The organism is Streptomyces sp. NPDC050485 (assembly GCF_044458185.1).
Taxonomy (GTDB): Bacteria; Actinomycetota; Actinomycetes; order Streptomycetales; family Streptomycetaceae; genus Streptomyces.
In genome coordinates this window covers 311340-323055 of record NZ_JBITHR010000002.1, presented here as the reverse complement: position 1 = coordinate 323055, position 11716 = coordinate 311340, and the positions used below count along the sequence as shown (strand labels likewise).

5 protein-coding genes and 1 pseudogene are annotated in these 11716 nt (G+C 71.5%); 3 read left to right on the top strand and 3 right to left on the bottom strand.

What is annotated here, in order from left to right; genetic code table 11:
• Positions 1-291: 291 nt before the first annotated feature.
• From ACIBK6_RS05125 to ACIBK6_RS05115, 3 genes and pseudogenes are all read right to left on the bottom strand, one after another.
• Positions 292-435, bottom strand: a pseudogene (locus ACIBK6_RS05125) (sugar ABC transporter ATP-binding protein); the annotation flags it as partial.
• Positions 423-1424: a substrate-binding domain-containing protein gene (locus tag ACIBK6_RS05120; RefSeq protein ID WP_399049307.1), complete on the bottom strand. Its 1002-nt coding sequence runs from the start codon at positions 1422-1424 to the stop codon at positions 423-425. The gene ACIBK6_RS05120 and the pseudogene ACIBK6_RS05125, both read right to left, overlap by 13 nt.
• A 150-nt stretch (positions 1425-1574) precedes the next feature.
• Positions 1575-3401 (bottom strand): amino acid adenylation domain-containing protein, encoded by a 1827-nt coding sequence (locus ACIBK6_RS05115; RefSeq protein WP_399048881.1) that lies wholly within the window; start codon positions 3399-3401, stop codon positions 1575-1577.
• Positions 3402-4617: 1216 nt separating this feature from the next.
• Between ACIBK6_RS05115 and ACIBK6_RS05110 the strand changes: the two genes are divergently transcribed.
• The 3 genes from ACIBK6_RS05110 to ACIBK6_RS05100 form a co-directional block, all read left to right on the top strand.
• A complete protein-coding gene (locus ACIBK6_RS05110) occupies positions 4618-6906 on the top strand; it encodes an FAD/NAD(P)-binding protein (protein ID WP_399049306.1) in 2289 nt (762 codons plus the stop codon).
• 59 nt (positions 6907-6965) lie between these two features.
• A complete protein-coding gene (locus tag ACIBK6_RS05105; protein ID WP_399048879.1) occupies positions 6966-8804 on the top strand; it encodes a non-ribosomal peptide synthetase in 1839 nt (612 codons plus the stop codon).
• Positions 8805-8825: 21 nt separating this feature from the next.
• The coding region (locus ACIBK6_RS05100; protein WP_399048878.1) for an amino acid adenylation domain-containing protein at positions 8826-11716 on the top strand (2891 nt) is incomplete at its 3' end.

Sequence of the window (11716 nt, the reverse complement as noted above, 5' to 3'; positions counted from 1 at the left end):
GGCGCGGCACATGTGAAAGCATCGGCGGGTGAAATTACCAGAGAGTTGACCTCTGGATCAATCATTTTCAGTCACTTCATAATCGCGGATCCAACGCGGCGGCAACAGCGTTCGGGCAGGTCAGAGGCCTCGCCAACGTGGCTTCAGCCAGGGCGAGTCGACCGGCCGTCGGCATGCGCACGAGGGTCGGCAGAGGCGTTGTGGAACGACGTCCCAAGCGAATGCATTACTTCTATACATGCTCCGATCATTGATCGAGACAGGCCTTGGGGATATGCGATGAAGAACCGGTCAGGCGGCAGAAGTCGCGTATGTGAATGAGCCGCGTTGGAGTTCGTGGCCGAGTTCTTCGGGTTCGCTGCCGCCCGCCATCCGGCGGGTGAGTTCGTCCAGGGTGATGCCGGTGTGCAGATGGCTGCCGGTCATCGGGTGCCGCGGGCGGTGTACTTCTCCAGCACCGGCACGTCCTTCTCGGTGACGATCGCGGGCCCCGTCAGGACCGGCTTCCCGCCCCCGATCACATCGCCGTTGGTCCTGTTCAGCCACAGCTCGTCCACCGCCAAGTACCCCTGGAGATAGGGCTGTTGATCCACCGCGAAGCCGATCTGCTTCGCCTTGAACTGGCTGACCACAGCCGCGTTCAGATCGAACGTGTCGATCTCCGCCGAGCTGCCCGCATCCCCCTTCGCCTTCACCGCGGCCGCCGCCACCGGCGCGCCGAGCGTCACCACCGCGTCGATGTCCTTCGCCGACTGGAGCTTCGCCTCGATCGACGACGTCGACGCCGGCGTGTTCGTACCGTCCACATTCAAGTTCTCGACACTGCCCCCGAAGGTCTTCCGCACCCCCGCACAGCGCTGCTCAAGCGACACATTGCCCTGCTCATGGATGACACAGAGCACCTTCTTCCTCGCCCGGTGGGTCAGCTCCTCACCCACCGCCTCCCCCGCCACACCCTCGTCCTGACCGATATGACCCAACGCGCCCAGCGCCTTCGAGGCATCGGCACCAGAATTGATCGTCACCACCGGTATGCCCGCGCCGACGGCCTTCTTCACGACATCCTTCAGCGCCTCCGGCTTGGCCAGCGTGACCACCAGCCCGTCGACCTTCTGATCGATGGCCGCCTGCACCAACTGCGCCTGCTGCTGCCCCTGATCACTGTGCGAATACAGGAAGTCCACGTTGTCCTTCGCCGCCGCCTGCTTCGCACCGCTCTGCACGATGTCCCAGAACGTGTCGCCCTCACCGGAATGCGTCACCATCGCGATCTTCAGACGCGGCGTGCTCACCGCCCCGCCACCGCTCGCCGACCCGGAACCCTTGTCCTCCGAGCCCTTACCACCCGAGCTACTGCAACCGGCCGTGAGCGTGATCGCCGCTATGCAGGCCGTGATCCCCACGGCCGCGCGGCCGCTCCGCATACGTCCTCTACGCACGATGATTCCATCCCCTTCGCAATGATCTGACGCGGATTCCGCTGTCCGCAGGCCCCTCCCAGTCCCGCACCGCGGCTCGTCGGAGCCATCTCAACCGGCGGGAGAACAAGGGCTGTTCACACTCTCGACGCAGCGTCAGCCGGCCGCGCCCACGCGGCTCTGGCTCTCGGCGCGTACTCGCTCGACGAAGTCGGCCAGCCGCGGTGCTTCGAACAGCGCGAGCACGGGCACCTGCGCGCCGACCGCCTGACGTGTGCGGCTCATCACCTTCATGACCATCAGCGAGTGACCGCCGAGGGCGAAGAAGTCGTCGGCGAGCCCGACCTCGGCGACCCCTAGCTCCTCCGCCCAGATGCCGGCCACCGTCGCTTCCAGGGAGCCCTCTTCGGGAACGTCCCGCACGAGGGCGGGGCTCGCGTCCCTCGCTGCCTCGCGGGCCTGTTCGAGCAGGGCCCGGCGATCGGCCTTGCCGTTGGGGGTCAACGGCATACGGTCCACGATCCGCAGCGTATTGGGCACCATGTGACTGGGCAGCCGGTCGGCCACGAACTTCCGGAGCACCTCGGTGTCCGGGCCGCCGGGGCGGACGGTGGCCCAGGCCAGCAGTCGTGATCCGACCGATTCGCCGGTGTCGGTCGCGACGCAGGCGTCGATGACGTCCGGGTGGGCCTTGAGCGCCGCGCCGACCTCGCCCAGTTCGACGCGGTAGCCGCGGACCTTCACCTGCTCGTCGCGCCGACCCACGTAGAAGAGCCGTCCGTCGGCGGTCGCGCGCGCCAGATCACCGCTGTGGTAGGTGAGCCGGTCGTCGTCCGGTCCCCAGGTCTCCGTGCGGAAGGCGCGAGCGGTGGCGTCGTCGTCGCCGAAGTACCCACGAGCCAAGCCCGGGCCCGAAACCCAGATCTCGCCGACCTCGCCCACCGGGGTCGGCGCGCCGTCCTCGTCCCGCAGCGCGACGGCCAGGTCCGGCAGCGCCACACCGATCGGGCTGCCCGCGCCGGCCGCCGCGTCCTCGGCCGTGATCCGGCAGTACGTGACGTGCACCGTGGTCTCGGTGATCCCGTACATGTTCACCACGCGCGGCTGCTCGTCACCTCTGCGGGCGAGCCATCCGCCGAGGGTGGCCGGGTCCAGCCGTTCGCCGCCGAGGACGACCAGCCGCAGGGCGTCGAGCGGGGCCGGTCGCTGCTCGTCCACGGCGGCGAGCGCCGCGAGCGCGGAGGGGGTCTGGCTCAGCACGGTGACGGCTTCACGGTCGATGAGGGCGAGCAACTCGTCGGGGGCCCGGGCCTCTTCGTCCTCCACGACGACGAGCCGGCCGCCGAACAGCAACGCCCCCCACATCTCCCATACGGAGAAGTCGAAGGCGTAGGAGTGCAGCATCGTCCAGACGTCGTCGGCGCCGAGGTCGTAGAGCGCCGCCGTCGTGGCCATCAGCCGTGTCACGTTGTGGTGGGTGATTTTCACGCCCTTGGGGGTGCCCGTCGAACCGGACGTGAACATCACATAGGCGAGGTCGTCGGGGCCGGCCTCGACGTTCACCGCCGGACAGTCCGCGTCGTCGTCCGCCTCGGCGAGCACGAGCGGGCCCGGGTGCCAGCCCCCTACCCGGGCGGCGAGTTGGCCGTCGGTCACGATCACGCCCGCGCCGACCCGTTCGGCCAGGCTCGCGAGACGCGAGTCGGGGTAGCGCGGGTCGAGCGGCACATAGGCCGCGCCCGCCATGAGCACTCCGAGGATCGCCGGTATGGACCGACATCGGGCCACGCACACCGGTACGAGGTCGCCCGGGCGGACGCCTGCCGCGACCAGGCGCCCGGCGATGCGTCCGGCCAGGTCGTGAAGTTCCGCGTAGGACATCGAGGTGCCGCCTGCGGTGAGCGCGATGGCCCGGGGGCTGCTGGCGGCCTGGCGGGCGAACCAGGAGTGCAGCGTGCCGGCCGGCGCTTCGAGCTCTCCCATTTCGCGCACACTGCTGTTTACTCCCGGCACAATTCCCCCATGGGTAGAACCTGTCTCGATGTCGGATTGCAGAGGATAGTAGAGGAACTCATCGTGCCACGGCGGCTTGAATCTCCGGACGGATGGTGCCTTTGTCCGGGTCCGTCCATGGCTGCCGACGGCCTCGGGGCGGGCTTCTGTACCCGGCCGATGCACGGCTCCCTTAACGCAGGTTAATCACCCAGCGCACGCTTGTCGCGTCACCGACGGTGTGAATTGTTACGCACGGGCGCGGGCTACCCGACAACCTGGGGTTCTCTGCCGAAAGCATTTGGCGCGGGGCTTATGTGCAGACGTGAGCAAGGCGCACCTAAACCTACCAAGTACGGCAATCCGTCCAAGCCGGTACAACACCCGCAGGCCCCATGACCGTCAAAGCAGAAGCGGAATGATTCCTACCGGCCGACGGTGAATGCGGTGAACGGCCCGCTCCGCGAATGCCGCCTTTACCCGGCACGGATCCGGTAACGCGGCCCAATGATCCCGCGGCCCGCCGAATAAGCCGGGTCCCGCCCCGGCTCACCCGCGCCGGGGCGGGACCGGGGACCGGACGCGAGGGGTGGATCCCAGCCATCCGCGCCGTCGGCGACCCGGCCGCCCGGGCCGGGTCGCCGCGATGCGGCCACCCTTGTCCGCATCGGTCACGACTGGCTCACGAACGTCCAACTACCCCGATATGCCCCTGATTTGGGCCGCGTAAGAGGCATCCGGGCGCCCCCGGCGCGGGCAGCGTCGGCATCCCCGGAGGCCCGGCGGCACAAGGAGTTCAGCCATCGAAGAGCCCCTCGTCGCAGGCCCGCCGGCGCGGTTCCGCCCCTGTAGAGCGGGCTTCGGCGCCGTCCATGACGAATAGGTACTTTCGGTCGCTCCTACTACATAGGGCCCGAAAAATTAGGGTGGTCAAGGAAAACTGTTCGAGCTAGACTCGACCGATCTCAGACACCTCCCGGCCATTTTCAATACACCGGGAGGGGTTGCCGCGGGGGATGAGAGGGAGGGTACGTTTGCGCTGTCGCCGTTCTGCCTAGCTGTTTCTTCAGCTCACTGCCATGGCGCATGTGACGTCCAACAGCTGCGATGCGCGGGCCGGTCGGCCTTTGCCGCCGGAAGTCGCCCTTAATGACGGGGAAATAGGGTGTCAGTGCAATCTGCAACGAATCCGCCGACGTCGGATTCGATGTCCGGATCCGGTCTGGTTAAGGAACTCACAGGTAGAGAGGGAGTTGTGGCCCTGACACGCCTGGCAATAGTCGGTGGCGGCCCGTATTGCACCTATACAATGGAGCGTCTGGCCGCTTCGGTGGCCGCGCAGGAGGGCCCGGTCGAACTCGACATCCATGTCTTCGATCGCACCGGTCAGTTCGGTGCGGGTGCCGTGCACAGCCAATTGCAGGCGCCCACGAGTTTCCTCAACCGGATCGCAAGACATGTGTCCTTCGGCGCGGACGAAAGCGTCGAGGACGCGGGCCCACTGCTCCCCGACGCGCTCCGCCCCACCCTGTACGAGTGGTGCCGGCGCAAGTACGAGGAGACCGCCGACCCCCGCTTCGACATCGAGCCCGACAGCTGGCCCAAGCGCTACCTGCACGGGCTGGCCCTGCGCGAGCAGTTCGCCGCGTACGTGGACCTCCTGCGCTCCCGGCCCTCGGTGACCGTGACGCTGCACCACCACGAGGTGGTCGACGTGGCGGAGCTCACCGAAACCCCTGATGTACGGGGGCCGTTGGCCGTCACGTCGGTCCCCGCCGGGGACGGAGGCGACGGCGCCGCCACCCGGACGGTGGTGGACCAGGTCCTGCTCCTGACCGGCCACTCCTACAACGACCCCATGCGCTCGGAGCGCACCCGGCACTGGGCCATGTGCGCTGAGAGCGCGGCCGGTTCGGCCTTCGTGCCCAGCGCCTACCCGCTGCGGGAGCGGCTCACGCCGGACCTGGCCGGGCCCGGCCAGGTGGTCGGCTGCGCCGGAACCATGCTGACCGGGGTCGATGTCGTCCTGCATCTGACCGAGGGCCGCGGCGGCCGCTTCCAGCGGGCCGCGAGCGGCGAACTCCGCTACGTGCCCTCCGGGCAGGAGCCGCGCTCCATCGTCGCCTTCAGCGAGTCCGGCCTGTTCGCCTTCGCCCGGCCGCACGACGGCGGCCCGCCCGGGGTGAAGAAGCCGAAGCGCAAGGGCGTCTTCCTCACCGTCGAGGCCGTGGACCGGCTGCGCGAGAACTTCGGGAGCGACCCGGTCCGGGTCGGCGAGGTGACAGTGCGTCAACTCGACTACGAGCGCCACCTCTTCCCGCTCGTCGTCGCCGAGATGTCGCTGCTGTACTACGAGTGTCTCTTCGGTACCGATTTCGGCCGGCACCTCGCTCAGGCATCGGCCGCCGCACGCCAGGAGTTCCTCGGCCGAGCCGCGGGAACCGCATCGGCGCAGGACGCGGTCCGCCTGCTCACCGAACCGGTCGAGCGCGGTGCCGCGGAGGCCGTCGATGCCCTGGAGTCCCTGCTCCTCGGCCGCTCGTCCGCCACCTCGCTCCGCGCGAAGACGCGGCCCTGGTCCTTCGACGCCCTGCTGCGGCGCTATGCCGATGTGGTCCTCGGCGAGTCCGCGTGGAAGCGCCTGGAAGCCGTCCTCGGCGATCGGGCCGAAGTCGCCTCGACCGTCGCCGCTCTGGAGTCGCCGACCCGGCACGCCGTGCTCCCCTCGGGCAATCTGTTCTCCTGGGAGCGCACGCTCCAGCCGATCGCACCGAGCGACCAGACCTCACCCGAGCAGTACCGCAAGGCGATGGTCGAGTTCATGACGACCGATCATCTCTGGGCGCGCCAGGGCACGTTCGTCAATCCGGCCAAGACCGCCGCCGACGGCGTGTGGCGCGGGCTGCGTCCCGTCATCGTGCACGCCGTCAACTTCGGCGGCCTGCACGCCGATGCCCACCGCACCTTCCTCGGCACCTGGCTGCGCCAGCACAACCGGCTGGCGTACGGCCCGGTGCCGGACATCATGGAACGGGTCCAGGCGCTCATCGAGCACGGGATCCTCGACGTGTCGACGGGGCCCGGGGCCCGGGTCGACACCGACGGGGACGCCCTCGTCGTCACCGGCCCGCTCACCGGCGCGGTCCGCCCCGTCGACGTGCTGGTCGACGCCCGGGTGCCCGCCTTCGACGCCTCGGCGGACATCGCACCGCTCTATCCGAACCTGCTGCGCCGCGGTCTCGTACGCAAGTGGCACAACCCGCACACCCAGGGCGGCGAGGGCTTCGAGCCGGGCGGGCTCGATCTCACCGACGACTTCCGGGTGGTCCGCCCGGACGGCTCCGTGGACGACCGGATCTCCGTGCTCGGCCCCGCGATCGAAGGCCAGCGGTTCTTCCAGGGCGGGGCGCTGAAGCCGGACGCGAACCATCACGCCATGCGCCACGTCCTCTGCTGGCTGCGGACCTTCTGGAAGCAGGCAGATACCGGGGGCTGACCCGGCCCTTTTGCCGAACATCCCACCCGTATCCCACCTTTCAAGAGACGTCACTCGTCATGGACACCCAAACGAACGCGCACGCCCGGGCCGACCTCACGGCCGGCGTGCACCACCCCATCGAACTGCACGCGCTGCGTCACCCCGACGCGCCCGCCGTGCGCGAGGCCGCCACCGGACGCCGGCTCGGCTACCGCGAGTTGTGGAACCTGGCCGGTGCCGTCGCGGCCCGGCTGGCCGCAGCGGGCGTGCGCCCCGGCGACGCGTGCGGCATCGCCGTCGACCGCAGCGCCGACCTCGTGGTGGCGCTGCTCGCCGTCGCCCGCGCCGGAGCCTGCTACGTACCGCTGGACGGCGGCGCACCACGGCCGCGCACCGCGGCGCAGCTGGCCGACACCGCGGCCCGCGTCCTCGTCGTCGCACCGGGGGACACCGCCCGCGCCCGGGCACTGGCGCCTCAGCTGCCCGTGGTCGAGGTGGTACGGGAGTGCTCCGACGACCCCCTGGGCACGAGCCACCCGAGCCGCGGCGAGGACCCGCTGTACGTGAACTTCACCTCCGGCACGAGCGGCGTCCCCAAGGCGGTCGTGGTACCCCACCGGGCGGTGCGCCGCCTGGTCGACGCCCCCGTGTACTGCGCCGTCGGCCAGGGCACCCGGGTGGGCAACGCGGCCAACCCGGCCTTCGACGCCACCACGTTCGAGATCTGGGCGACCCTGGCCGGTTGCGGCACCGTCGTGGTCCTGCCGCCCGTCGCCGCCGTCGGCCTGGACGGCTGGCTGGAGCTGCTGCGCACCGAACGGGTCGAGGCGCTGTTCCTCACCACGTCCCTCTTCCACGTGATCGCCCACGAGCGCCCCACGGCCCTGGGCGTCCTGGACACGCTGCTCGTGGGGGGCGAGGCGCTCACACCCGAGGCCGCCCGCCGGGTGCTGGCGGCCGGGCCGCCGAACCGCCTGGTCAATGTGTACGGGCCGACGGAGGCCACCACCTTCGCCACGTACTACGACCTCACGCCCGAGCGGCTCGACCAGGTGGACCGGGTGCCGATCGGCCAGGCCATCCAGCAGACCACCCTCCACGTGCTCGGCCCCGACCTGCTGCCCGTCCCGGACGGCGAGCGCGGCGAACTGTGCGTCGGCGGGCCGGGCGTGGCACTCGGCTACCTCGGCCGCCCCGAACTCACCGCGGAGCGGTTCGTCACCGCCCCGGGTCTCGCGGACCAGGGCACCCTCTACCGCACCGGCGACGTGGTCCGCAGGGGCCCGGAAGGCCGGCTGGAGATCTTCGGCCGCCTCGACCGGCAGGTGAAGGTGCGCGGATTCCGCGTGGAGCTGGAGGAGATCGAGCGGGCGGCCGTCGCCACCGGCCTCGCCGAGGCGGCGGTGGTCGAGAAGACGGGCGAAGGCCCCTCCGCCGCCCTCGTCGGCTTCGTGCTGCCCGCAGGCCGCGGCACCGAACGGGCCGCTGTCATACGGGAGTTGCGGTCCGCGCTCGCCGCGGTGCTGCCCGACTACATGCTGCCGACCCGGTGGAGCGTCCTGGAGCAGTTGCCGCTCGGCCCCACCGGAAAGGTGGACCGCGCGGCACTCCTCGCGGATCTCGCGACGCGGACGGCGGCCGTCGGCTCCGCAAGCGAGGAGCCGTCGGAGCCGTCCGAAGCCGACGGGCCGGCCGGTCAGGTCCGGCGGCTGTGGTGCGAGGTCCTCCAGGTGCCCGACGCCCGCGACGGCGACAACTTCATCGAGTGCGGCGGCAACTCCATCCTCGCGATTCAGCTTTCGTCCCGCATCAGCGAAGCCGTCTCGGTCGAACTCGGCCCGGCGGACGTCCTGTTGGCAGCCGATCTGGCCGAGCTGACCGATGCGGTGCGGCGCTCGGTCCCGGTCGGACGCTGACAGTTTTCTTGGGGGGCAGAGATGCGTGATCAGAACAGTCCGGTGCTCGACCGGCGCGGCGCGGCCGAGGCGCCGCTGTCGGCGGCGCAGCAGAGCCTGTGGTTCATCGAACAGGCCCACCCCGGCACGGCCGCCTACAACGTGCCGCTGCTGCTGCGCTGGACCGAGCCGGTGGACACGGCCGCCCTCAGCCGGGCGCTGCTGCACCTGTCGACCCGTCACGAGACGCTGCGCACCACCTACCGGACCGGCGGCGACAGACCGGTGCAGCGGGTCGGCCCGCCGCGGCCGGTCGACGTCACGGTGGGCCGGCTCGCCGGGCGACCGGGCCCGGACGAGCTCGCCGCGCGCGCCCGGGCACCCTTCGACCTGGAGCACGGGCCGCTGCTGCGCTGCCACGTGTGGCAGGGGGCGCCCGAGGGCGACACCGTACTGCTGACGATCCATCACATCGCCTTCGACGGCTGGTCCCTGGCGACCCTCACGGACGACCTGCGCGAGGCCTACGACGCGGCCCTGGCCCAGGGCCCCGAGCCGTCGGGTGAACCAGCCGTCCAGTACGCGGACTTCGCCGCCTGGGAACGGGAGTCCCGCCAGGGTCGCGACGTGGAGGGCCGGGCGGCCCGGCGGGCCGGAGAGCTCGCCGGTGCCGCCGCCTCGCCGCTCTTCCCCGGCCGGGGCCCGCGCACCGAGGACATCCGCGCGGGCGGCCGGCTGGCGTTCCCGGTGCCCGCCGATCTGTGGGAGAGCACCGGCCGGCTCGCCACCAAGCTGCGGGCCACGCCCTTCGTCGTGCTCTTCGCCGCCTTCCAGGAGGTGCTGCGCCGCTGGTCGGGAGCGTCGGACTTCATCGTCGGCACGGTCATGGCCAACCGGCCCAAGCCCGTCCTGGAAGGCGTGGTCGGCTGTTTCGTCAACACCGTTCCGCTGCGGTGCCGCCCCGAGGCGGACCTGACGTTCCAGGAGCTGTGCCTGCGCTCGCGCACCGAGGCCTTCCGGGCGCTGGCCCACCAGGACCTTCCCTTCGACCGGCTCACCGCGCTGACGGCGGCCGAACGCGGCACCGGCCGCGGACCGCTGGTGGAGGTCGCCTTCGGCGTGCAGAACATGCCGGCGCCCCGGACCTCGGGCCACCAGCGCTGGCAGCAGCCGGAGGTGCTGCCCACCGGCACCGCCCGCTACGACCTGCTGTTCCTGGTCGAGGACCGGGCCGAAGGGGTGCTCGGCACCATCGAGTACGACCTCGCGCTGTGCTCCGAGGAGATGGCCGGGCGATTCCGCGACGCCTATCTCGCGCTGCTCACCGCGGCCGTGCGGGCCCCCGGCACCGAGCTCCGGGCCCTCCCGCTGTCGAGCCGGCTGCCCGGCGCCGCCGTCCCCGGCGTGCTCACCGGGCCCCGCCGCGACCTGAGCCGCACCGAACCGCCCGCCGACCGCGGCCTGCTCGACCTGATCGCCGCCCGGCTCGCCGAGGCCCCGCACGCCAGTGCCGTCCGCGCGGGCGAGGCCCGGCTCAGCCGGGCCGAGCTCGACGACTGGTCCTGGAACGTCGCAGCCCGCCTGGACTCCGGCGGCGTCTTCCCCGTCCTCGCCGCGCGCGGCCCCGCCCTGGTCGCGGGCTGGCTGGGGGCCCTGCGCGCGGGCGGCGCGTACGTACCGCTGGGCCTGGACACACCGGTCGAGCGCCTGGAGTACGTGCTCGGCGACCTGGGCCACCCCGTCGTCCTCGCCGACGAGGCGGGGGCCGCGCTGCTCCGCAAGACGGACCGCGACGTACGCGTACTGGATCTGGCCGCGCTGCGGGACGGCCCCCGCGGCGAACGCCGCTCCCCGGCGCCCGCCGGGCAGGACACCGCCGTGGTCATCTACACCTCGGGCACCACCGGCCGGCCCAAGAGCGTCCCGGTACCGCACCGCGGGCTCGCCAACACGGTGCTGTGGTGGGCCGACGACTCCCAACTGACCCCGGCCGACCGGCTGTTGTGCGTGGTGGGCACCTCGTTCGACCCGGCGACCTTCGAGACGTTCCGCGCGCTGGTCTCGGGTGCCGAACTCGTCTACGCCGACGACGTGGAGCGCAAGGACGGCCGGGCCCTGCTGCGGCTGCTGCGCACCAGCACGGTGGTGTCCATGACGCCCGGACTGCTGCGCGCGGCGCTGGACGCCGAGGACGACGAACACGGCGAACAGCCCTATTCGGCCGCAGCCGACGGCCGCCCCGCGTCCTCGCTGCGGCTCATCTACCTGGGCGGCGAGAAGCTCACCCGCGCCCTCGCATCGGAGTGCGCCCGCCGCTGGAATGTTCCGCTGCGCAATGTCTACGGGCCCACCGAGGTGTCCTGCACCAGCCTGTCGGCGCCGGTCGACCCCGCCGACCCGCAGGCGCCGCCGATCGGCCTGCCCGTCTGGAACACCCGGGCCTATGTGCTCGGGCCCGCCGGGGAGGAGCTGCCGCCCGGCGTGCCCGGCGAGCTCCACCTCGCGGGGGCCGGGGTCTCCCCGGGCTATCTCGGCCGCCCCGAGCTCACCACCGAGGCGTTCGTAGCGGACCCGTTCGCCCCGCCCGACGAACCGGACGCCCTGATGTACCGGACCGGGGACCGCGTGGTGGTGCGCGGCGACGGGCTGATCGAGTACCTCGGCCGGGCCGACGACCAGGTCAAGATCCTCGGCAACCGGATCGAGCCCGCCGAGGTCGCGGCCCTCCTGGAGGAGCAGCACGACACGGTGCTGGCCGCCGCGGTCGCCGCCGAGGGCGACCCCGAGCGCCTGGTGGCGTACGTGGTGCTGGCCGGCCCCGGGGGGGGGGCGGGGCGCGCCCCCGCGGCGGCGCCCGGGGAGGAGACCGGCCCCGCCGCCAGCGACCCACCCCCCGCCCCCCACGGGCGCGCCCAGACGCAGAAACGCAACAC